The organism is Microcoleus sp. PH2017_12_PCY_D_A (assembly GCF_020738565.1).
Taxonomy (GTDB): Bacteria; Cyanobacteriota; Cyanobacteriia; order Cyanobacteriales; family Microcoleaceae; genus Microcoleus.
In genome coordinates, this window is record NZ_JAEQCI010000069.1 from 29,996 (window position 1) to 52,663 (window position 22,668).

Sequence of the window (22,668 nt, forward strand, 5' to 3'; positions counted from 1 at the left end):
CGGACTAAAGTCCTCACTACGAACCAATAACAACTGTTTGTAGTGAGGACTTCTGTCCTCTTCTTTCTGCGGACTAAAGTCCTCACTACGAACCAATAATGCCTATTCGGTAATTTTTAGCTCGTACAAATTCCAGAAAGAACCGCCAATCGCACTGTAGCGAATTCCCGAAATGCGATCGCGCACCGCCTCAAAAGTCAGCGGATTTACCATATAAATAAAAGGCACTTGTTCCGCTATAATTTGCTGCGTCTCCCCATACAGTTCCTTGCGCTTCGCCTCGTCAAGCTCCTGGGACGCCTTCACATACAAGTCATCAATTTTTTGCTCCCAGTCGTAAACTTTCCAACCCTTAATCGGCGGTTCTCCGGCTTGCGGGCCCTGATTGAAACTGTGCAAAGTCCCCTTGACTGACCAAATATTGTAGCCGCTGTGCGGTTCCAGCCCTCCGGTAAAACCGCCGAGGTAAGTATCCCAATTTTTAGTCAGGCGCAGCTTTTCCACATAAGTGTTAAAACTGAGGAACTGCGTGTCAATTTCCATCCCCAGTTTGCCCAAATCTTGCTTAATTTGCGTTCCCATTTGCTCCCGAACTTTTTTACCTGCCGCCATCAACAAAGTAAACCGCACTTTGTTGCCCTCAGCATCCAACAATTCGCCGTTACTATTATACTTGAATCCTGCACTTAACAGTAACTCTTTCGATTTTTGCGGATCGTAACTGTAAGTTTTCAATCCCTGTTCTGGAGACAAGTAGAACGGACTTTGCGCCGGAATTGGGGAATGCAGGGGCGCGCCAAGTCCGCGATAGATATTGTTAGTCATAGCCTCGCGGTTGATGCCGTAAGCAATTGCTTGCCGAAACTCCTTACTCAAAAACCAGCGAGACTTAACCGGGTCTACAAAGGGCTGATCTTGAGCGTTACGCCCCTTATTCAGATTGAAACACATAAACACGCTACCAGTATCCGGGCCGCCGTTGAACACTGTATATTTGCCGCGTTTTTCCTCCCGTTTCAGTAGCGGAAACACCTCCGGCTGCACGTCCAGAGTATCCAAATCGCCCGATCGAAAATTCAGGAGTTGAGTATCAGTATTTTCGATAATTTGCCAAACAATTTGCTGGATGAAAGGCTGACTGTTACCCTGTGCATCTTTGCGCCAAAAATACGGATTTCGTTCCAAAACAACGCGCTGGTTGGGAGTATAGCTCAGCATTCGGTATTGACCGTTACCGACAATTTTTTTAGGATCTGTATCCGTGCCCCAAGCAGAGAGGAATTTAGGCTTGCCGTCTGCCTCTGTCTGGGTGGCAGCTTCCTGCAAAATATGAGCTGGTAAAATCGGTATTCCCCCAGCAAATCTAATAAAAGGAGCAAAAGGTTCTGGCACTGAAAATTCAACGCGGCGGCTGTCAATTTTTTTGAGTTTTGGCAATTGACGGCTCGTGCCAACTCTCAGAGTATCTTTCAAGCCGCTAGGAATTTTTTCATTGAAATAAATCTTTTCATAGCTGAATATAATATCATCAGTTGTCATCGGTTCGCCGTCTGACCATTTCAATCCTTCTCGCAGGGTAAAGACAATCTTTTTGCCATCTTTAGAAACTTCCCAAGATTCAGCTAAACCGGGTTCTAGTTTCGATGTCAAGCCGTTTTCATTGAGCAATCCCTCGTACATATAGCCAAACACGCTGTATGCAGACTGATTTAGCGGGTAGTTGAAGGTGGCGGGGCCGCTGGGGGTGGGAACGACGAGCCTGTTTGCTAAGTTAGTCGATCGCGCCATACTGCAAGCTGAGACACTGACGGCTGCGATCGTAGCGAGCAAAACAGCCAACCAGCGGCGCTTTGAAAGTAAAATAGGGAAAATTTTCATAATGATTTACTGTACCACCTGCGTGCAATTATGACTGAGATTGTAGCCAACCTAGAAAGTTTTTAGTGACAGAGAAATACTTTGTAATCCCGGCTTCTCGCAAAACACCTTGAACTTTCGATAGACCAAATTCTTTGACGTTACCGCTGAGAAATACTTTGGCTTCTGTAGAATGCGATCGCGCATGATTCAGGATACAGTGTAGAATCAAATTGTCTGTTGGGTCTTTTTCGATCAAAGTTTCGTTTAAGCTTGCTTGGACAATCTCTGGATTTAATGCAATCATTTCGGCATTTATTGACATCAGATTTATCGCTTCCCGCAAGCGAAATTTTATTTCATCTATTCGTTCGACATAGTATAGGAATGACTCTTCTAAGTGAAAAAATAGAGATGCAGCATATTCAGATGTTACATCTCGCTTTGTTTCGCTAATTTGACGACTTAACTGTTCCTTAAAAGAGTTTTGTCGCTTCAACTCATCCTCTGAAGCTGACAAAGCCGACCTGTAACAAATGCTGGGTATGACTAACTGAACTGATGAGGACAAATCTCTGAGCAACATGATTGCTTCAGCTTCGCGCCCTGTAGCAATACTCATCAGAAAGTTGGTCTCGATATATATAATTGCCACCTAATTCCACTCCTGATTTTGTTGTTCCACCTGCAAGTAACGGCAGTAAACCGATGGCTGCTATCTGTTCCGATGCTGGCGGACTTTCTGATTTCCAGTTATAATCTAAGTCATGCAGCCACGATTCAATTAGCCCCTCAATGGTACGTTCAAAGATCCATCTACTGCCAAATGTCGGCATATAATAGCGACAGATTTCAGCAGTATTGAGAGTGCAAACAGGTTCTGATAAATTCACACCATCCCATTTGAAAATCAAGATTTGTTCCGCGTCAATAAACATAGCATAGGGAACGATCGCGTTTCTTTCAGATAGCTTAGCTAACACAGCTTTCAGCCAATCGATCGCGCGATCGACAATTTTCTGTTTAGCGTCTGCTTCTTGAGCTTGAATGATTTTAACCTCGATTAGCACGACTATGCGATCGTCCTTATCCAACGCGATGACATCCGCGTCTACAGGAAATTGTAATTCCCAGTTGTCAGTGTCCATGATTTCAGCCTTCCTAGCGATTTTGGATTAAAGAATTGACTCCACTGTCAATTAGAGATTGTAGAGTTCTATTTTTTGCCCAGCAAAACTACAGCATAGGCTGCAATTCCTTCCTCTCTCCCCACGGGCCCTAACTTTTCGTTGGTAGTAGCTTTGATGGCAACTTGGTCTGGTTTTAATTGTAAGATACCTGAAAGCCGATCGCGCATTTGCTCAATATGCGGCTTCAGCTTGGGACGTTCGGCCACCACAACCGAATCTATATTGCCAATTTCCCAGCCTTTATCTAATATTAACTGATTGACTTGTGCCAGCAACACTAAACTGTCTGCACCTTTCCATTTCGGGTCAGTTGGAGGGAAATAGAGACCGATATCTCCCAAACTGAGAGCTCCTAGCATGGCGTCCATAATCGCGTGGGTGAGTACGTCTGCGTCGCTGTGTCCTAATAAGCCTAATTCGTGGGGAATGTGCACGCCGCCGAGGATGAGGGGGCGTTCTGGAACTAAGCAGTGAATGTCGTAGCCGTTACCGATGCGGATGTTCATTTTATTCAGTTGACAGTTGACAGTTGACAGTTGACAGTTTACTGCTTGAGGGCGACCTCTACCTAGAAGTCCGAGGATTGGAGTAATGAATAATCTGATTTTAATTTCTCAACGGCGATCGGAGTTCCGGCTTTAAACCAATTCTTTCTGGTGAATTTTAGGTGGCTAAAAAGCAGACAGTAGAGTATTATGTCACAGTCTGGGTGGAGATGAGTAAGTTTTTTGGGCGATTCCCTACGGGATAGCTACGCTTCACGACCTTTTTTACTTTTCAGGCGATATTGGAGGAATGCGATCGGCTGTTAAAATTACTACTTTCCCATCTTCCCAAACAGCAATAGATTCACCTAATTTGCGGTGTCTTTCTATAGCTGCGGCAACGGCCGCTTTCAGTCCCGCATTAATCTTTGTAGATAAAAGTTGTCTGGGTTTTGATTGTTTCATTTTATTTTTTAGTTATTTGATTCCAGTTTTCAACATTATAGATTATCTGTTCTTCCTCGATACTTCCTTCTGCAACTAACTGAGCCGTTTCGTGAGAGTTGTCATAGATAATCCAATTGTCGCACAGTGGCAAATACAGAGCAATCAAATTTAGCAGTCCTCTGTCATAGCGGCGGCGGATGACATCTTCTGGGATAGAATGACCGCCGCTAGCTACCCGTCTGGCTACTCTTGCTACGGCCAGTTCTGGCGATCGCAGCCAAAAGTAAATTAAGTTAATTGTATAATTTTTTGTTTTACAAGTTCGGAGAAAAGCCGCAAAGCTGCGGGCTGCTAGAGTTGTCTCAAAGGCAAAGTCTGTTCCCGAATTAGATAGGGTTTGCAGTCTTTCTAGCATGATTCGTCCGGCGGTAATGGCTACAGACTCGGGATTGAAGGGCGAAAGTGCAGCCGCAATCGCGTCAGCATTGACATATTCAAAACAGTCCAGAAAGTTGGGCAATAAACTCATTGATGCAGTGGTTTTTCCGGAACCGTTAGCGCCGCCAATTATGTAAAGATTCGGCATAAGTTTAATTTTCTATATTTTCTTACTATCGCAACTCTGCTAAAAAATTTATCGTCAGGTTTGTAGTGAGGACTTCAGTCCGCAGGCTTGTAGTGAGGACTTCAGTCCGCAAAATCCTAATCTTTATTAATTTTATATTTGCTCATAATATCACAATCAATATCGACAAAAAGAGCGATCGCCCAAAATACCAAAAAATTGGCAAATTCAAACGATCGCCCTCAGCCCTCAGCCAACCCGAATCAAATCCGGATAAGAAGCCAACAAATCATCGCCAGTCAAACTATCCGTTTCCTGCTGCGGACTCCAAATCACCTCTAAAACCAGCAAATTCTCAGCAGGAGTCGCCGCCATTCCCTCTAAAACTGCTTTCAACTTTCCAACATCGCGAATGTCTCCAACTAGCGGCTTGGCATTCTTTGTCCCAATCAAAAACGTGACTGCAATATACTCTCCAGGCTCTTCGCTGCCAGCACTGACAGACTGAGGAGTGCGGATGTCGCCGTTAACAAGACTCAGAGTTTCCACACTTAACTTGCTGCGTTCTTGAATCGAGAGTTGATTAAACATTTGCGCCGCTTCTTCGGGATTTGCAACTGTTTGGTAACTCGCGAAACAGTGAGTCCAACTTTCGGGCGATCGCAAAACAATCAAAACAGCTTCTTGCAAAAAATCTGCCCGGTCTGCCGCACTTTCTAAATCTGAATTTAACGTTAATTCAGTTAGCTGATGTTGAACTTGGCGGGCTTCTGCTAACATAGCAATTTGCAATTTTCGGACAGCAAAGATATCAGGTTTAATTTTTTTGCTTGATTTGGGTCGATAATAGTAAATACAGTAAGCTATTAAGGCTACACCCGCTACCGAAACAAACAGCCAAAACCAAAACCATCTGCCATCCTCGGAAGATTCCGAACTCGAAGCGCTATCCGAGTTGTTGTCAGTGGTAACAGGCGCTGGATTAACTGCGGGCTGTTGATTAGAGCCTGTATTTGGCTGGCTGTTACCGGAATTGTAAGGAACTACATAACTCGGCCCTGAATTATAGGTGCGCTGCTGGATAATTACGGTTCTGTTATTGTTAGATTGTGGCGGAATGGGAGCGTTAGGTGCGGGTGCAGCCGGCTGTTCAAAAGAGCCGCTGCGAACTCTTCCCCCTGTGTTTCCACTGTTGCTGGGGCGGTTGGAATTTGAACTAGAAGAACTAGAAGAACTAGAAGAACTAGAACGACTGGAACTGGAAGAAGAAGTAGAAGAGTTCGATCGCCCGCCGCTACTTCCTCCGCTACTTCCGCCACTCCTACCGCCGCTGCTTCTGGCCACAGCTTCCCGGTTAACATTTAACCATTTGCCGCCGCTGGTGGGAGTTAAATTTACAGTAACTTCACCGGCGAGCAAAAAGGCGATCGCACTACAGCACAAAAGTTGATTTTTTAGCATAAATTTGTCTGCAAAAATACATTATTGCTAAACCCAGACTGTCAACACCTAAGACTTAATTAATCCGCTAGCAAATCCGGGCGGCGCGATCGAGTTCTGGCAATTTGCTGTTCCTTGCGCCAGCGAGCAATTTCTGCGTGATTACCAGACAGCAACACATCGGGCACCTTCAATCCCCGAAAATCGGCAGGCCTAGTGTACTGCGGATAGTCCAAAAGTCCGTCTTCAAAACTCTCAAATTTCAGCGAATCTTCCTTCGCTACAGTTCCGCGCAGCAATCGCAAAACCCCATTAATCAAAGCCAAAGCCGGAATTTCGCCGCCGGTGAGTACAAAATCGCCCAGAGATACTTCGCGAGTGACCAAATGCAGAACTCGATCGTCCACACCCTCATAATGGCCGCAAATCAACACCAACTGATCGCACTCGGTGGCGAACTCCCGAAACATCGGCTGCTGCATCGGTTCGCCCTGGGGAGTCAGCAAAATCACCTCCCGCCTCGGTAAAACCGGTAGCGACTCCACCGCAGCAAAAATTGGTTCCGGCTTCATCAGCATCCCCACTCCGCCTCCGTAAGGCTCATCATCGACTCGCTGGTGCTTGTCTGTGGTAAAATGGCGGGGATTCACAAAATTTACCTCAGCAATATTTTTAGCTAAGGCTTTGCCCATCAGTCCCGATGCTAGGGGAGCCAGGAAAAATTCTGGAAACAGGGTAACTACGTCAAATCGCACAATAATTGGAATTTAGGGATACATCACCTCTAGTTTGACCCGGACAGGCCGATCGGTTTTCAGTAATTGCTTTATTCTTTATAATTTCTTATAATCTCTGAGAATTTTTGCAAGTTAAATTCTCTTCCTTTGTCTACGAGTCGATTTTGTACAAAAATCATCTGTTCTCAGAACGGTGATTTTTGTAAACTCGCCCCCAAACAACTGCGCGATCGCCGATTGCACCTCACTCGCACCAAAAAATATTTACTCTTAAAAAGCCCAATTTTACCGCCAGCCACGGCAAAATTGAATTTCACATCCAACAGAGGAAGACACACCATGCAGCAGTTGACATCTCAAGCCCTCGAACACAATCTTTCCCAGCGCACGAAAACCTCGATTATGGTCATCGGAGGAGCCGAAGACAAGGTTCACGGGCGAGAGATTCTGAATACCTTTTTTTGCCGTGCTGGGGGTGCAAACGCTCGGCTGGCGATCGTCCCCTGCGCTTCCCGAGATCCCGAAGGAATTAGCAACCGCTACCGCACCATATTTGACGAAATGGGCGTTAGCGCCGTCAAAGTCATTGACATCCGCGAACGCGAACAAGGCGAAAACCCCGTCTGGAAAGATTATTTAGAAGACTGTACGGGCGTATTCATCACAGGCGGCGACCAACTGCGGCTCTGCGGGCTGCTGGCGGACACCCCGCTGATGGAAAAAATTCGCGAATATGCTCTCTCGGGTAAGATTACCCTGGCCGGCACCAGTGCGGGTGCTGCGGTGATGGGACATCACATGATTGCAGGCGGGGGAAGCGGCGCGTCACCAAACCGCTCTTTGGTAGACATGGCAAACGGACTTAACATTATTCCGGATATCATCGTAGACCAGCATTTTCACAACCGCAACCGCATGGCTCGCTTGCTGTCGGCTGTGGCTTGCCATCCCGATCGCATCGCTATTGGTATTGACGAAGATACCTGCGCCTTGTTTGAGGGAGACGATACTATGAAGGTTCTCGGTAAAGGCACGGTGACTATTGTTGATTCTAGGGAAAATTTTTATACCAACGAGGCAATGGTAGCAGCGACAGAACCTTTAAGTCTGTTCAATATGCGCTTGCACGTTTTGTGTCACGGAGATTGCTACAATATGCCCCTAGGCAAACCAATGCCATCGGCCGCCTGTTCCGAGTCGGGCTGGCCTTTGGAATGCCGCACAGCAAACTAACGCAGAATGTCAGAGTCATCGATCGGGCAGAAATTATGCGGCATTCCGGCCGAATAATGGGTAAAACAAAAGGATATATTCCGAACCAGCCACGGGCTGACACCAGAAGGCAGAATCACAAAAAATTCTACCTTCTGCCTTTTAGTTTCTGCCTGCCCTTGACCTGCACTTGTTTCTAGCCGATCGTGCCAGCATTAATTTTCAACACTGACCAGTCCAAAAACGGGTACCGTGTCCCCGACGCTATCAGTGTGGAGATACCAAGATTTTAGACCCAAGTTCAAGCTCCCAGGTCGATCTGTGAAAGTAAATCTAAAATCTAAAATCTAAAATCTAAAATCGACTGGCGCCCATAACTGGAAATTCAATGCAAAACTGTTCACAGCGAACAGTCGATCGAGCAATCTAGCTCCAAATTGAATAAATGCTGCAATTACCTATAAGATTTAGCGACCCATACCCCTCTGAAAGTCATGAAAATACTTAAAATCCAGACGTTACGCGGCCCCAACTACTGGAGCATCAGACGCCACAAACTCGTCCTCATGCGTCTGGATTTAGAGGAGCTGGCAGATAAAACCACATCTGAAATTCCTGGCTTCTACGAAGGGTTGACCGCCGCACTCCCGAGTTTGGACGACCATCACTGTTCCCCCGGTCATCAGGGAGGCTTCCTGCAACGGGTCAGAGAAGGCACAATGATGGGACACGTCATCGAACACGTAGCCCTAGAACTTCAGGAAATGGCTGGAATGCCGGTCGGGTTCGGTCGCACCCGCGAGACGGCTACCCCTGGGATTTACCAAGTAGTAATCGAGTATCAAAACGAACAAGCAGGTCGCTACGCCACGCGAGCGGGCGTGCGGATGTGCCAGAGCATTGCCGATACGGGCTCTTATCCAGCGGCAGAATTAGTCCAAGATTTAAGAGACCTCAGAGAGTTTGCTTTGTCCGCTGCCCTGGGCCCGAGTACCGAAACACTGATCAAGGAAGCAGAAGCGCGGGGGATTCCCTGGATACCGTTGAGCGCCCGGTTTATGATTCAGCTCGGTTACGGAGTTCACCAAAAGCGGATTCAGGCAACTCTGAGCAACCGCACGGGAGTTTTGGGGGTAGAACTGGCCTGCGATAAGGAAGGTACCAAAAATATCCTCGGTGCTGCTGGCGTGCCGGTGCCGAGAGGGACGGTGATTAATTATTTGGACGAACTCGAAGGGGCGATCGAAGATGTGGGCGGTTATCCGATCGTCCTCAAACCGCTAGACGGCAACCACGGCCGCGGAATTACGATCGACATCAACTCCTGGGAAGTAGCAGAAGAAGCCTACGACTTAGCCAGCGGGGCATCAAAAACCAAAAGCGTGATTGTCGAGCGCTATTACACCGGCCGCGACCACAGAGTATTGGTAGTCAACGGACAAGTCGTAGCAGTAGCCGAACGAGTCCCCGCTAACGTTGTGGGAGATGGCAAGTCTACAGTAGAACAGCTCGTTGAAGAAGTAAACCGCGACCCGCAGCGGGGAGACGGACACGACAACGTGCTCACCCGGATCACGATCGACAAATTGACCCTCGATTTGCTGCAAAAACAAGGCTACGCGATGGACTCGGTATTGCCGGCTGGCAAAAGAGTATTCTTGCGCGCGACAGCAAACTTGAGCACCGGTGGCATTGCAGTCGATCGCACCGACGAAATCCACCCAGAAAACGTCTGGCTGTTTTCCCGAGTCGCCAAAATCATCGGCTTGGACATCGCCGGCATTGACGTAGTAACAGACGACATTTCCCAACCCCTGCGCGATACGAACGGAGTCATCGTCGAAGTCAACGCAGCACCGGGTTTCAGAATGCACGTCGCCCCGAGTCAGGGTTTGCCCCGCAACGTCGCCGGCGCAGTCTTCGATATGCTGTTCCCCTCGCCTCAACCCAGCCGAGTGCCGATTTTAGCGGTAACGGGAACTAACGGCAAAACAACAACTACTCGCTTGCTGGCCCACATTGTCAAGCAGACTGGTCAAATTACTGGCTACACAACTACCGACGGCACTTACATCGGCGAATATTTGGTCGAAAGCGGAGATAATACCGGGCCCCAGAGCGCTCATTTAATTTTGTCGGATCCGACGGTGGAAGTGGCGGTGCTGGAAACGGCTAGAGGTGGCATTTTGCGATCGGGCTTGGGCTTCGATCAGTGCGATGTCGGCGTCGTCTTGAACGTCGCAGCCGATCACTTGGGAATTGGCGACATCGACACCGTGGAACAACTAGCCAAACTCAAGAGCGTCCTCGTCGAGTCGGTAATGCCCAAAGGCTATGCAGTTTTGAATGCAGACGACCCGCTAGTATCACAAATGGCGCAGCGTGTCAAGGCTCAAATTGCATATTTTTCAATGAACCCGGACAACGAATTGGTTGCCAAACACACCGCTGCGGGCGGGCTGGCTGCGATTTACGAAAATGGGTATTTGTCGATCCTCAAAGGCGATTGGACGCTGAGAATCGAGCAGGCTGTGAACGTGCCGCTGACGATGGGCGGGCGGGCGCCGTTTATGATTGCCAATGCTTTAGCGGCTTGTTTGGCGGCCTTTGCTCAAGGAGTGAAAATAGAGGATATTCGATCGGCTTTGTCAAGCTTCCAAGCATCTGTCGGTCAAACTCCCGGACGGATGAACTTGTTTAATTTGGGCAGCTATCACGCTTTGCTCGATTACGCCCACAACCCCCACAGCTACAAAGCTTTGGGCAGTTTCGTGCAGAATTGGCAGGGAATGCGGATCGGGGTAGTTGGTGCGCCGGGGGATAGACGAGATGAAGATTTTGTCACCTTGGGCAAACTTTCTGCCGATATGTTCGATCGGATTATTGTCAAAGAAGACCTTGACAGGCGCGGCCGAGAGCCCGGTGTGGTGGCTAAGTTAATTTGTCAGGGAATTGCGGAGGCTATTGCTGCACGCACTCCAGACAAATCTAAAGTTCAATACGAGTTGATTCTCGACGAGACAATTGCTGTTAACAAGGCTTTAGACGAGGCACCGGCTGGCAGTTTGGTGGTGATTTTACCCGAAGGTGTCACCAAAGCTCTGAGTTTAATTGAAGCCCGGAAACCGATTAAGGAATCTGCGGTAAATGCTGCTATTGTCGATCGCATTTCCGAGTCGCGGGACAGTTTTAAAACTTCGGTGGTTAACCAAGGCTAAATTTTTAAGTCTGATTGAATTAATAGGTTGGGTTTAATTCTGTTAAACCCAACCTATTTGTTTGAGAAATTACGTAATTCCTGATTTTTATGAAACCTGCTATACTTAAGAAAAACTTTGTAAATCTTCCTCAGATAGCTGAGCTATTTTCATTAAGGCTCTCAAGGTTCCAACTTTCAAATCTTGATTTCGGTGAACAGGAATTGACAAAATTTGTTCTAGTTCCGGGTTTTCATAGATATGATGACTGCCGGTAACTCTTTTCAAAACCCAACCTTTATGCTCTACTATTTTGCAAAGTCGCTTGCCCTAAATAGATTTCATACAGCAATTTCCACAACTCTATCTGTGGAGGCAATTGCTTCACGACTATTAGCAACTTCGAGCCAACCGACCATAGCATCTTTTAAATTAATTATTACTTCTTCTATCGTGTCTCCTTCGGTAATGCAGCCGGGAAGCGCTGGAACTTCTGCCCAATAGCCACCTTCTTCTGCGGGATGTACGATCGCTCTAATTTTCATACATTTATTGAGGTATTTTTCAAGCAATAAAGCCATAAAAACCCGGTGGCTACGCAAAATCTTCGTTGTGAACGATCGACTTTAAGGCAGAAGCCGGGTTTTTGACTCCGCCTGTATCTAGGAATATCGTCAAACATATTATAGCAAATAAGCTGTTATCTATTTAAACTGTAGTCAAGAAACAATCAATAGACAAGATTGCAAAAGTCCTTTTAATCCAATCTTGGAACAGGCTCTCCGGCCTGTTCCACAAGAAAAATGTTTTTTTGGGAAGTGACCGGAGAGCCCGTCCTAGTTATTTTTGCAATCTTGTCTAATATCTTGTGGGGTGGGCTTCTAGCCCGCCCCGAACCTCCAATTTAAATACCCAACAGCTTATCAATAGTAAAGCGTCCTAACCGCCTTGGCGGTTGCTATCAAGCAAAATCGCAAGATAAATCGCCAATCCAAACCGATCTAATTATAAAATAAGGAAAAAGCAAGCAGCAGGATTAAAGCATGAATGAAGCCGATCGCACCAGAGTCGAAACATTCATCACGCGCTGGGCAGGTTCGAGCGGTAACGAACGCGCAAACTACCAGCTATTTTTTGTGGAAATGTGCGATGCGCTGGCGGTCGATCGCCCAATGGATAAAGGCAGAATTCCCAACGATCCCTACTGCTTTGATAAAGATGTCAAAATTTTTCACCCCAGCGGGAAAGTGACTCCGGGATTTGTTGATTTTCATAAAGCCGAGCATTTTTTAATAGAGGCAAAACAGGGCGGAACCACGAGCAAAAAAGGAACTGCAAAGCGGGGAACCAATACCTATTTGCGAGAGATGGAAAAAGCGTTTGTCCAGGCAGTTGCCTATACTCGAACTCTCAGCAACAAACCGCCGTTTTTGTTAACTTGCGATATTGGCGACCATTTTGAATTGTGGATGGGTTTTAGCGGCGATTACGGCGGCTACGGGGCGCGGCGAGAAATTGCGCTGACAGAGTTGCAAAAGGCTGATGTTTTTGATTTATTTGTCGATATTTTCAGCAATCCGCAGCAGCGCAACCCGGAGAAGATTGCGGCGCGGGTGACGCGGGAAGTGGCGGCAGATTTGGCCCAGTTGGCGAAGGGAATGGAGGCGAAAGTAGATTCGCAACAAGTCGCCCAATTTTTGATGCGCTGTATTTTTACTATGTTTGTTGAAGATGTGGGATTGCTGAAGGAACATCTGTTTACTCAGGCGCTAGAAACGCGATGGATTGCTAATCCGAAAATGTTTAAACCGGAGGTAGAGGCGCTGTGGGTGGCGATGAATCAGGGGACGAGTTTTGGTTTTCACGGCAAGTTGTTGCGGTTTAATGGCGGATTGTTTGCGGATTCTGGGGCGTTTGATTTAACTAAAGCGCAGTTGGAGGTGTTGTTGCAGGCGGCGAAGCGGGATTGGTGCAATGTGGAACCGGCGATTTTTGGGACGTTGTTGGAGAGGGCGCTGGATGCGCGGGAAAGAAGTAAGTTGGGGGCGCATTATACGCCGCGATCGTATGTGGAACGGTTGGTAAAACCTGTGGTGATGGAGCCTTTGGGCGATCGCTGGATTGCGGTACAAGCGGAGGTTAAACAGTTGCTCAACGCGGGAGAATCGGAACCGACTGCAAATCAAAGGAAAAAGGCGATCGCGCTTTTAGAGGCATTTCTGACTCAGTTACAACAGGTGAAAATTCTCGATCCGGCCTGCGGATCGGGGAATTTTTTGTACGTGACTTTGGATTTGTTGAAGGGATTGGAGTCGGAGGTGTTGCGGCGTTTGGAGGATGTGACAGGTGCGGCGCAGTTGCGGTTGGATATCAATCAGGTGAATCCGAGTCAGTTTTTGGGAATTGAGATTAATCCGAGGGCGGCGGCGATCGCGGATTTGGTAATTTGGATCGGGTATTTGCAGTGGCATTTTCGGCGGTTTGGGGATCTGCCGCCGATCGAACCCGTGTTGCGAGAGTACAAGAATATTGAATGCCGGGATGCGGTGTTGGCCTATGACGGAATAGAACCCGATGTGGATGCGTCGGGGAAGGTGCGGACTCGCTGGGGTGGACGGATGATAAAAAGTCCGGTGACGGGGGAAGATATTCCCGATCCGACACACCAAGTAACGATTTATCGGTATTTGAATCCGAGGGCGGCTGTGTGGCCGGAGGCGGATTATATTGTGTCCAATCCGCCGTTTATTGGGAATGCGAGAATGCGCGATCGATTGGGCGATGGATATGCAGAAGCGCTGCGAAAAGTCTATAAAGATGTGCCGGATACTGTGGATTTTGTAATGTATTGGTGGCACAAGGCAGCGGAACTCACACGTTCAAAGAATATCGAAAAATTTGGATTTATATCTACAAATACCATTCGCCAAGTTAGACAGCGAAAAGTTATCGATTTCCATTTAAGTCAGAAGAATCCAATCCGGTTGATTTTTGCAATCCCCGATCACCCTTGGGCTGATGGAGGAGCCGCTGTTACGGTCGCCATGACAGGAGTAGAACTCAATGATTATAAGAAAACTGCAAAATTACCCATGTTTGGTTGTTTAATTAACGATGGTGAAGGTGATAATCCTGAAGATAAAGCCGAGCGGGATAAATTGACATTCAAAGCTATCGATCTAATTTTTAGTAATCTTAAAACTGGCATTGATGTAACGAAAGCACATTCACTCAAAAGTAATGCTAATCTCACTTCTAAAGGATTTGAGTTAGGTGGTATGGGATTTCTAGTGTCTCCGGAAAATATTAAAATACTTGAAACAGAGATTATTCATCCATTTTTAAAAGGAGAAGACTTGGCAAAAAGTCCAAAGGAACGATATGTAATAGATGTTAATCATCTATCAGAACAGGAGTTAGAGATAAAGTATCCTAAAAATTATCAGTGGTTGATAGAAAATGTTAAGCCAGTACGCGAGATCAATAATGATTTAAGATTGCGTCGTGAATGGTGGCGTTATCGACGCTCGAATGCAATTATGCGTGATGGTATTCAAGGTCTAGATGGATATATTCTTACACCTAGAACAGCTAAACATAGATGTTTTACATTTCGCTCAAAAAATGTCTGGCCAGAAAGCGAAATTATTGTTATTTTCCTGGATGATATGTATTATCTAGGCGTTCTTTCCAGTAAAATTCATGTCATTTGGGCATTAGCAGCAGGTGGAGATTTAGGAGGAAATACACCTCGATACAACAATACTGTTTGCTTCGACCCCTTCCCCTTCCCAGACTCAACCGACACCCAAAAACAAACCATCCGAGAACTCGGAGAACGCCTCGATCGCCACCGCAAACGAGTCCAAACCACTCACCCGGAAGTCACCATCACCGGAATGTACAACCTCCTGGAAAAACTCCGCAAAGGCGAACCCCTCAACGACAAAGACAAAGCCTTCAACCAAAAAGCCCTAGTCTCCACCCTCAAACAAATCCACGACGAACTCGATCGCGCCGTATTTGCAGCCTACGGTTGGGAAACCACCCTCACCGACGACCAAATCCTCGAAAACCTCGTCACCCTCAACGCCCAACGCGCCGCAGAAGAACGCAACGGACACATTCGCTGGCTGCGTCCAGACTACCAAAATCCCGGCGAAACCTACGTACAACCAACTCTTGAAGGTATCACCACCGAAACCGAAACCCCGTCAGTTCCCACCGAACAACAACCCTTTCCCAAAACCCTCAAAGAGCAACTTTCCGCTATCCGCGACTTGTTGGGCACCCAAAGCGGCGAATGGACAGCTACCCAAGTCACCGCCCATTTCAAAGGCGCCAATCGCAAACAAAAAGTCATTCTCGACTGTCTGGAAAGCCTCGAAGATTTGGGGATTTTGCTCAGTCATAATGAAGGTGGGATGACTTTCTGGCATCTCGCAGAAGTTTAGAGCGTTGCGATTGTTATCATGAGCTTATCGGGCAAAATGAATATGTATATTTTTGAGACTCTGAAAGTATGGCAGCTAAAGATAAATTTCATGATTCGGTAAAGCGGGGTCTTGAAAAAGAAAAATGGACGGTTACTCACGATCCATTGAAGCTTGAGTATGCAAAAAACGAGCGCGTGGAGATTGACTTGGGAGCAGAAAAACTCTTGGGTGCAGAAAAAGCAGGAGAGAAAATCGCAGTCGAAATTAAGAGTTTTTTGAACGATTCTGCATTATCTGATTTTCATACAGCCTTGGGACAATTTTTGAATTATCGATTAGTCTTAGAAGAACTCGATCCAGAGCGTACTTTATATTTAGCAGTTCCACTTGCCTCTTACGAATCGTTCTTCCAACGCGAATTACCCAAAGTATCAGTCAAACGACATCAAGTTAAAATTATTGTATACAACCCAGTACGGGAGGAAATAGTCAAATGGATCGACTAGATTATTATCGCCAGTGCATCGAAAAGTTGCTGATCGAATCGGGTGAAGACCCGCCGGTTAATGGTCAGATAGAAGTAGAATTTGTTTTTGACAAAGAACGCGATCGCTATCTGGTTATCGATTTAGGATGGAATGAACATCACCGTATTTATAACTGCTTCATTCACTTAGATATCAAGGATGGAAAAATTTGGATTCAGCGTAATCAAACGGATCGAAGTTTTGCTGATGAATTAGTACAAATGGGGATTGCGAAAGAAGAGATCGTGTTAGGAGTTCAGCCTCCCTATGCGCGAGAGTATACAGGATTTGGAGTTGCATAGGAAAGTGTTGCAGCAGTGTGATATGGTCGGTATCGAGAATATATTGAGTCATACGGCTTCAGACTCAGGAAAATCGATATCGGCATTTCGATCGCGGCGATATACTTCAACATATTTCGTGACTTCGTTCAGCAACGGATTACATCTCAAAAGAGGTGAAATATTCAACATCGGACGCGCCTCATACCAAGCAATCCGACCGTCAATTTCTGGCTGATTATCCAGATAAAAGCTAATCGCATCAAACACTTGAGCAGGCGTAACCAGTTGAAGTAACTTCTGTGGGATTTCTTCAGGCTTTATTCCCGATTTCCAAAACACCACAATATCCCGTACAGTAACTTGAGTGTCTGCAATAATCGGTTCCCCCTGCAAAACTTCAGGATTGCGGGTGACATAGCGAGAAAGGCTTGTAGGAGACAGCGAACTGGTCATAATGACCTCATCAAAAAATGTAAACTAATCTTCATATTAGCATAGTGGACAGAAGACACCTATAATGATTCATCTCTCTCATCTCTTCCTCTGTGTTCTCTGCGTACTCTGCGGTTAAATCATTCCGATCCAATCAGAATTGATTACCCCTTAACCACCGCCCACTGAGTAATCGGTGCTAGCGGTTTCCAACCGAGAAAAGAACCGATCGCACCAACACGCTGAATCCCAATTCTAATTAATTCTCCGCCGTGCAAAGAATGCCATTGCAAAACTTTTAATTCACTCTCAACCGTCACCGCATTCACAACTAATCTGCCACCTTCACCTAAAGCATTCCAACAAGCTTCCAGCAAACCTTCTGCGGTGACACCGCCGCCGATGAAAATAGCATCCGGTTGCGGCAAATTTGCCAAAGCTTCCGGTGCGTCTCCCGCCACGATTTTGAGTTCGGGAACACCCAAATTAGAGGCATTTTCAGCAATATATTCCAGTCTAGTTGGATGGCGCTCGATCGCGATCGCCCGACAACTGCGATGACTCCGCATCCACTCGATCGCGATCGAACCGCAGCCCGCGCCCACATCCCAAAGCAACTCACCCGGAATCGGCGCTAACGCAGACAGCGTAACGGCTCGAACCTCCCGTTTAGTCAACAGTCCGTCGTGGCGATAGGCTGCATCCGGTAAGCCCGCAGTACGGGAAAGCAGCAGAGTTTCGCGATCGGCTGCAACTGCAATGGCGATCGCATTCAAATCGGCTAAATCCGCCGCATTCCAAGCTGCTGCAACCCCCTCGATCCGCCGTTCCGCGTCCCCTCCCATCCGCTCGAACACGGTCATCAAACTGCTGCCAAACCCCCGCTGTGCCAACAATTGGGCAACCTTTTCCGGCGTGTGTCGATCGGCACTCAACACCAGCAAACGGGCTCCTGGATACAGAGAAAGTGCGATCGAGGCGATCGGGCGATTTGTTAAACTGAAAGTCTCAACATCCGCCAGCGCCCAGCCCAAACGCGCGCAAGCCAGACTAAAAGCCGATGCTGCGGGAATTACAGTCATTTCTGCGATCGGAATCCGGCGCGACAGCGTGACACCAATCCCGTGACACATCGGATCGCCGCTTGCGAGCACGCAAACAGACTCTCCGCGACGGCTGATGATGCTGTCAACTGTTGTTTGTAGCGGTGAAGCCCAAACCAATTTTTCGCGGGTGTCGTCGGTTGGTAGCATTGCGAGGTGGCGCGCGCCGCCGACAACGATTTTAGATCGATCGAGTAACGAAAGGGCGATCGAACTCAATCCCGAAAGTCCGTCTTCGCCAATCCCCACCACCGAAAGCCATTTCTGCATTGCGCCCTGACTGCTAATTACTACTTATCGATTCTAAAGAATAATATGGGATTTTCATTAACAATCCTTTCTTCTACTTGCCTCATGCCGAGTCTGGCTGCTACTTTCTGCGACTCAATGTTTGGGCGATCGCAGCTTGCGACAACATACTCAAAGCCAAGTTCATCAAAACAATACTCTATTATTTTAGTTGCAGCTTCAGTAGCGTAGCCTTTTTTCGTTGCAGTTGGCAGCAATACGTAAACTAGCTGGGGCTGTTCTTCCTCAAAAAAATACCACAAACCCACAAATCCAATGATTTCGCGATCGGTGTTTGTCTCGATCGACCAAAGACCAAATTTATTTTCGGCAAACAGCTTTTGATTCTCCGCAAGCATTTCTTCTACTTGTTGCAGCGACCAGATTTCGCCGTCACACAGATATCTCCTGACATACGAATCAGTGAAAATTCTGTGGAGCGTGTTGAGGTCGCTCTCCAAAATCTGTTTCAAAACCAATCTCTGAGTTTTAAGTATCATGTCGGTTATTTTTTTAGGATAACTTACCTACATTACTAGATGTTTTTGTGCATCTATTATATTACCCTTGGCTGACCGTAATGTTATACTTAGCGATTAAACTTTACAATACTTATTGCATAAGGTTTTGAATTTTATAAATATGTCAACCGCAGATTGAATGCAGATAACCAATGATTAACGCAGATAGTTTCAAGAGTGAATAGTATCTTGTATACAGGGAGATTACAAATTTATTTAGAGATACTTTAGGGCCGGATTCCCGTTCTTTAAAAAAAATTAGTAGAATTTTATTTATCTCTGTGCCACTTTTCTCGGTGGCATACAAAGCTAGAGCGCTGGGCGCACTGGTTCATAAAGTTATAGATAAGAAAAAACCAATATTAAATATGAATAACAAACAGAAGGAATTTATCGGCATCGGGTGCGTAAGTGCGATCGTCCTGTTATTCGGATTCATAGGTATTACGGTATGGGAGTTGAGAGTATTTCTAGGTATACATGACGATCCCCTTGCCTTAACTACAATTCTTGGGAAGTAGAGCCTTTAATTGTGGGTCAAACCACTAAGCTAAAAATCGGGAGTACCGACGTCGCTTCAGGGCATTGGTGACAAGTTAAGGAAAAAAGGAAATTGTCAAGGGTAGTATTTGCATTGGTCTGGGAGCGTGGGAAACTTAGAATAGACAAGCAATTGAGGGATTGTGAGCAGCCATGACCAGCAGCCGAAAAACCCTGCTCGACCACGCGAAAAAAAAACACAGACCAATGGTAGAAGATGAAGTAATTGCCCTTCAACTGGAAAAATTGCTGACACCCGCGATTACAAATCAAGAAAATTACTACCGAAAATTAGGACTCCGAGAGCGGAGGGTTGAATTTACCGTTGATGATGGCTGCGGTATTAACGTTACGCTCGGCGAGACGTAGCAGGGGTGAGAGAACTGACCCGAATCTTAGCCGCGTGACGGTTTTCTCTGGTGTAATCCCACAAAAGTGAGTCCCTAAGGCGGTATCACAACGATTTTTGACATTTCCTGCGGAGTTATTTGAAAAAGTATTTAAAGATTTATTGCCAAGTCTCAGAACAGCTTGGCATAGTAGAAATAAACGTCCCTTGCCAGAAAGTATTCAATTTACCTTATCAAAAATTGAGAAGATTTGGATAATAGATGGCTCAATATTGGAGGCCCTATGAGAGAAAACTACAAAGCTTAGAATCAGTTCCAAAAGGAAAATTAGCCGGAAAAATAATTCCAATCATTGATTTAATAACCAGATTACCTGTTGAGATTTGGTTTGAAGAAAACCCCAAAGCTTCTGATACGCTTAGCGGAAGAAGATATCCTAAATTTAGTTACAGAAAATACTTTACTATTACTGGAAAGAGGATTTTATCATTTTAATCTCTGGCATAAATTAATCGGCAATAAAATTAAATTTATTACCAGAATAAAGAAAGGAGCAGCGATTCAAATAGAACAGGTATTTACAGATATTTATGAACTGCGAGACCGGAAAATACGTCTAGGTTATGGCACAAAAAAGACTCCGTTTATCACGTTACGTTTAATTGAAGTTAGATCAGGAAAAACCTGGCATTCTTATTTAACAAGTGTCCTAGAGCCTCAAGTTTTGCCACCTTATGTAGTTGCGGATTTATATCGGCGTCGTTGGCGAATAGAAGAAGCTTTTAATACAGTAAAAACACTGTTTATTTTAAGTTATTTATGGACTGTTTTAATCAATAGAATTAAATTACAAATTTGGTCAGCTTGGTTATTTTATGCTGTGTTAGTAGATTTAGGTGATGCCGTAGCGGATGAACTTTCTGTGCCCTTTGATGAGATTTCCTTAGAAATGATTTATCGGGGTCTTTATCATTTTACTATGGCTCATCAAAAAGGTAAGGCAACAGACCCAGTTAAGTATTTTCCTGACCCCAAAAATCGAGATTTAGGTATTGTCAAACAGAAACGAAAACCAAACACAAAGCTAATTGTGGCTCCTTTTCCGGAGCTTCAACGAGGGTCTGACCAGTTTGTTTTCAACAATTCTCTAAAAGCCTCTTGACAAAAGACTTACAGTCTTAACTTGTCACCAATGCGAGCCGCTGGGGTATCCGAGAAACTGATGAGTGTCTTACATGGACAAGTGGGTGAACAAGTAAAAAAAAACCGCACGCTTTCGACGTCGATCGTCATTGACTCCCAAGCGGTGAAAAATACCTGCAATGCCAGTATGGAGTCGCGCATGTTTTTGTTTCTACAAAGCCACCAACGGCATTAAAAGGCATCTAGCTATTGACACCCTTGGGTTTCCCTTCTTTTCGCACTACACTCGCACCAATCTCTCGGATGATGCCGGATTAATTGAGATGTTTACTCTCTACATCGACTACTTCAAGTCAAAACAAGCGCGATATTCCCTCTTATCACCATCCTGCTAGATTACGGGTATCACCCAGAATATTTGACTCAGGAGTTAGAGCGGATTTACCCGGAGCTCATGACCAAAATCCAGTTTCAACTTTCTCCGAAACCCTCAAAACAAGAGAAAGCAGCACAAGGAAAATGTGGATTTGTTCCGGCAGTAGCCAGATGGGTGATCGAGCGCTCCAACGCTTGGATGGAGCGTTGTAAAATTCTGGTTAAGAACTTTAAACGAACCCTGGCTAATGCCACTGCCAAACTCAACCTCTGCTTCATCAGGCTAATGATTAAGAGGCTTGCAGACCCTTCCTAAGATGTCAAATGGGTTCTCTAGAACCCAGCCAATTTTACCACCCATGTTTGGGCAGTGTTGACGCTTATATTGAACAGCTTGAAGCTGAATAAAACCAAAGTTTAGCACGAAAGATCGCGCAATACATTAATCGAGATCCCCAAGCTAAACTGCGAAAGTGTTATTCTAAAAATCGTCCCGACTGCAACTGTCAAATTATTGCTAAAAAATTGGTAATTGCTCAACCCCCTTGACAAGAAGAGGAGATAGACATTAGATAAAGGAATGGAAAAACTCCCCGACTTAAAACAACTATCGAACGAGGCAAAAGAAGCCTTGATAGTGGAGCTATGGCAAGAAATCCAAAAACTCAGCGCAGGATTAGCCACCTACGAACCTTGCATCAGACCCATCTCCCAAAAAAACTAGCAAGAATTCCAGCACTCCACCCTCCAAAGGATTCAAGCCCAACATTAAGCCCTCAAAAATTGAGGGGAGCAAAAGACAAAAAAGCCTAGGAAGAGCAGGAGGGGGCAGAGAACTACATCCTCATCCCGACCAAACAATCATCGCCCAAGTCAAAAATTGCCCCCAGTGTGGAGAAAAAGTCACCGCCGCCACACAAAAATTGCAATCCGTCTACGAAAAAATCGAACTACCTCCAATTCGCCCCATTATCACCCGCATCGAACGTTATGGTGGTCAGTGTGCCTGCTGTCAGACCAAGTATGTTGCTCCTGTACCATTGGGAATGGAACCAGGTTCACCGGGAAGGCACTTCAATTCAAAGCTTAGTCACATATCTGCGTTACACTCATGCCATCAGTTACGAACGGCTATCGTCCATATTTGCCTCTGTCTTTGGACTCAAGATATCAGAAGGAGCAATCGCCAACCTGTTGGGGCAAGTCAAAACCCGTTTGGATGACCTTTGTAACTCAAATACTACAACGGTTGCGGCGGGCAAAATTAATTTGAGACATCCACAAAAAAAATGATCCAATAATTATGTGGGTTTGGCGAAAATTTCCACAAACCATTTTTGAAGATTGGGGAGGCGATTAATCTGGGTTTCAATTTCTGCCATAGCTAATTTATTGAGTGTAACTCCTGTGGAGTAAATTGTTTCAACCAATGTCACTACTAGACATCTCCAAAATAGTAACATTCATGGTAAAATGACATCACAAAGCTTTCTTAACACAGAAACATGAGCGACATACTAAATCATATTGAAGAGCATC

At 45.9% G+C, this 22,668-nt stretch carries 22 protein-coding genes and 1 pseudogene; 9 read left to right on the forward strand and 14 right to left on the reverse strand.

The annotated features are described in order from the left end of the window. Positions 1-102 precede the first annotated feature (102 nt). From JGK39_RS20360 to trmD, 8 genes are all read right to left on the reverse strand, one after another. Positions 103-1,878, reverse strand: a complete 1,776-nt coding sequence (locus JGK39_RS20360) for an ABC transporter substrate-binding protein (protein WP_293247344.1) — start codon at positions 1,876-1,878, stop codon at positions 103-105. Positions 1,879-1,906: 28 nt separating this feature from the next. Continuing rightward, the gene (locus tag JGK39_RS20365; RefSeq protein WP_293247347.1) at positions 1,907-2,479 is read right to left on the reverse strand and encodes a PIN domain-containing protein; all 573 of its coding nucleotides are present in this window, start codon (positions 2,477-2,479) and stop codon (positions 1,907-1,909) included. Then, the gene (locus JGK39_RS20370; protein ID WP_293247350.1) at positions 2,451-3,005 is read right to left on the reverse strand and encodes a hypothetical protein; all 555 of its coding nucleotides are present in this window, start codon (positions 3,003-3,005) and stop codon (positions 2,451-2,453) included. The genes JGK39_RS20365 and JGK39_RS20370 overlap by 29 nt, the downstream gene beginning before the upstream one ends. 68 nt (positions 3,006-3,073) lie before the next feature. Then, positions 3,074-3,553 (reverse strand): 2-C-methyl-D-erythritol 2,4-cyclodiphosphate synthase, encoded by a 480-nt coding sequence (ispF, locus tag JGK39_RS20375; protein WP_293247353.1) that lies wholly within the window; start codon positions 3,551-3,553, stop codon positions 3,074-3,076. A 264-nt stretch (positions 3,554-3,817) separates the two neighbouring features. After that, positions 3,818-3,997: a hypothetical protein gene (locus JGK39_RS20380; RefSeq protein ID WP_293247356.1), complete on the reverse strand. Its 180-nt coding sequence runs from the start codon at positions 3,995-3,997 to the stop codon at positions 3,818-3,820. A gap of 1 nt (position 3,998) precedes the next feature. Continuing rightward, positions 3,999-4,565, reverse strand: coding sequence for a zeta toxin family protein (locus JGK39_RS20385; protein ID WP_293247359.1), 567 nt, complete (start codon positions 4,563-4,565; stop codon positions 3,999-4,001). Between the two features lie 228 nt (positions 4,566-4,793). Then, positions 4,794-6,005, reverse strand: a complete 1,212-nt coding sequence (locus JGK39_RS20390; protein WP_293247362.1) for a DUF1517 domain-containing protein — start codon at positions 6,003-6,005, stop codon at positions 4,794-4,796. A gap of 59 nt (positions 6,006-6,064) precedes the next feature. Further along, complete coding sequence (trmD, locus tag JGK39_RS20395) at positions 6,065-6,739, reverse strand: tRNA (guanosine(37)-N1)-methyltransferase TrmD (RefSeq protein ID WP_293247365.1); 675 nt, start codon at positions 6,737-6,739, stop codon at positions 6,065-6,067. 321 nt (positions 6,740-7,060) lie between these two features. On the opposite strand from trmD, the gene JGK39_RS20400 reads away from it, so the two are divergent. Together JGK39_RS20400 and cphA are read left to right on the forward strand one after the other, a co-directional pair. Further along, positions 7,061-7,954: a cyanophycinase gene (locus tag JGK39_RS20400; RefSeq protein WP_293247368.1), complete on the forward strand. Its 894-nt coding sequence runs from the start codon at positions 7,061-7,063 to the stop codon at positions 7,952-7,954. A gap of 473 nt (positions 7,955-8,427) precedes the next feature. Further along, positions 8,428-11,151 (forward strand): cyanophycin synthetase, encoded by a 2,724-nt coding sequence (cphA, locus tag JGK39_RS20405; protein ID WP_293247371.1) that lies wholly within the window; start codon positions 8,428-8,430, stop codon positions 11,149-11,151. Positions 11,152-11,256: 105 nt separating this feature from the next. Here cphA and JGK39_RS20410 read toward each other — a convergent pair whose 3' ends face one another. Together JGK39_RS20410 and JGK39_RS20415 are read right to left on the reverse strand one after the other, a co-directional pair. Beyond that, positions 11,257-11,418 carry a type II toxin-antitoxin system HicA family toxin gene (locus tag JGK39_RS20410; protein ID WP_293247374.1) on the reverse strand — a complete coding sequence of 54 codons (162 nt, stop codon included), beginning with the start codon at positions 11,416-11,418 and terminating at the stop codon, positions 11,257-11,259. A 53-nt stretch (positions 11,419-11,471) separates the two neighbouring features. Beyond that, the gene (locus JGK39_RS20415; RefSeq protein WP_366048942.1) at positions 11,472-11,711 is read right to left on the reverse strand and encodes a type II toxin-antitoxin system HicB family antitoxin; all 240 of its coding nucleotides are present in this window, start codon (positions 11,709-11,711) and stop codon (positions 11,472-11,474) included. Between the two features lie 462 nt (positions 11,712-12,173). Between JGK39_RS20415 and JGK39_RS20420 the strand changes: the two genes are divergently transcribed. The 3 genes from JGK39_RS20420 to JGK39_RS20430 all read left to right on the forward strand — a co-directional run bounded on the left by JGK39_RS20420 (position 12,174) and on the right by JGK39_RS20430 (position 16,395). Further along, entirely contained in the window at positions 12,174-15,584 is a 3,411-nt protein-coding gene (locus tag JGK39_RS20420; RefSeq protein WP_293247377.1) for a DNA methyltransferase, read from the forward strand. A 68-nt stretch (positions 15,585-15,652) separates the two neighbouring features. After that, complete coding sequence (locus tag JGK39_RS20425) at positions 15,653-16,072, forward strand: XisH family protein (RefSeq protein ID WP_293247380.1); 420 nt, start codon at positions 15,653-15,655, stop codon at positions 16,070-16,072. Continuing rightward, the gene (locus JGK39_RS20430; RefSeq protein WP_293247383.1) at positions 16,060-16,395 is read left to right on the forward strand and encodes a XisI protein; all 336 of its coding nucleotides are present in this window, start codon (positions 16,060-16,062) and stop codon (positions 16,393-16,395) included. Before JGK39_RS20425 ends, JGK39_RS20430 begins: the two co-directional genes overlap by 13 nt. Before the next feature lie 48 nt (positions 16,396-16,443). On the opposite strand, the gene JGK39_RS33675 is transcribed toward JGK39_RS20430, so the two are convergent. The 3 genes from JGK39_RS33675 to JGK39_RS20445 all read right to left on the reverse strand — a co-directional run bounded on the left by JGK39_RS33675 (position 16,444) and on the right by JGK39_RS20445 (position 18,700). After that, on the reverse strand, positions 16,444-16,830 hold the full coding sequence (locus JGK39_RS33675) for a DUF433 domain-containing protein (protein ID WP_366048943.1): 387 nt from the start codon (positions 16,828-16,830) through the stop codon (positions 16,444-16,446). A gap of 143 nt (positions 16,831-16,973) precedes the next feature. Continuing rightward, positions 16,974-18,182, reverse strand: coding sequence for a precorrin-6y C5,15-methyltransferase (decarboxylating) subunit CbiE (gene cbiE, locus JGK39_RS20440; RefSeq protein ID WP_293247386.1), 1,209 nt, complete (start codon positions 18,180-18,182; stop codon positions 16,974-16,976). A 20-nt stretch (positions 18,183-18,202) separates the two neighbouring features. After that, entirely contained in the window at positions 18,203-18,700 is a 498-nt protein-coding gene (locus JGK39_RS20445) for a GNAT family N-acetyltransferase (RefSeq protein WP_293247389.1), read from the reverse strand. A 768-nt stretch (positions 18,701-19,468) separates the two neighbouring features. Here JGK39_RS20445 and JGK39_RS20450 point away from each other — a divergent pair. The 4 genes and pseudogenes from JGK39_RS20450 to JGK39_RS20465 all read left to right on the forward strand — a co-directional run bounded on the left by JGK39_RS20450 (position 19,469) and on the right by JGK39_RS20465 (position 22,422). Further along, positions 19,469-20,773, forward strand: a pseudogene (locus JGK39_RS20450) (IS4 family transposase). Positions 20,774-21,172: 399 nt separating this feature from the next. Further along, complete coding sequence (locus JGK39_RS20455; RefSeq protein WP_293247394.1) at positions 21,173-21,445, forward strand: transposase; 273 nt, start codon at positions 21,173-21,175, stop codon at positions 21,443-21,445. 264 nt (positions 21,446-21,709) lie between these two features. Beyond that, positions 21,710-21,853 (forward strand): hypothetical protein, encoded by a 144-nt coding sequence (locus tag JGK39_RS20460; RefSeq protein ID WP_293247397.1) that lies wholly within the window; start codon positions 21,710-21,712, stop codon positions 21,851-21,853. A 299-nt stretch (positions 21,854-22,152) separates the two neighbouring features. Continuing rightward, the gene (locus JGK39_RS20465; protein ID WP_293247399.1) at positions 22,153-22,422 is read left to right on the forward strand and encodes a transposase; all 270 of its coding nucleotides are present in this window, start codon (positions 22,153-22,155) and stop codon (positions 22,420-22,422) included. Positions 22,423-22,430: 8 nt separating this feature from the next. Here JGK39_RS20465 and JGK39_RS20470 read toward each other — a convergent pair whose 3' ends face one another. Then, positions 22,431-22,565, reverse strand: a complete 135-nt coding sequence (locus tag JGK39_RS20470) for a hypothetical protein (protein WP_293247401.1) — start codon at positions 22,563-22,565, stop codon at positions 22,431-22,433. Positions 22,566-22,668: the final 103 nt, after the last annotated feature.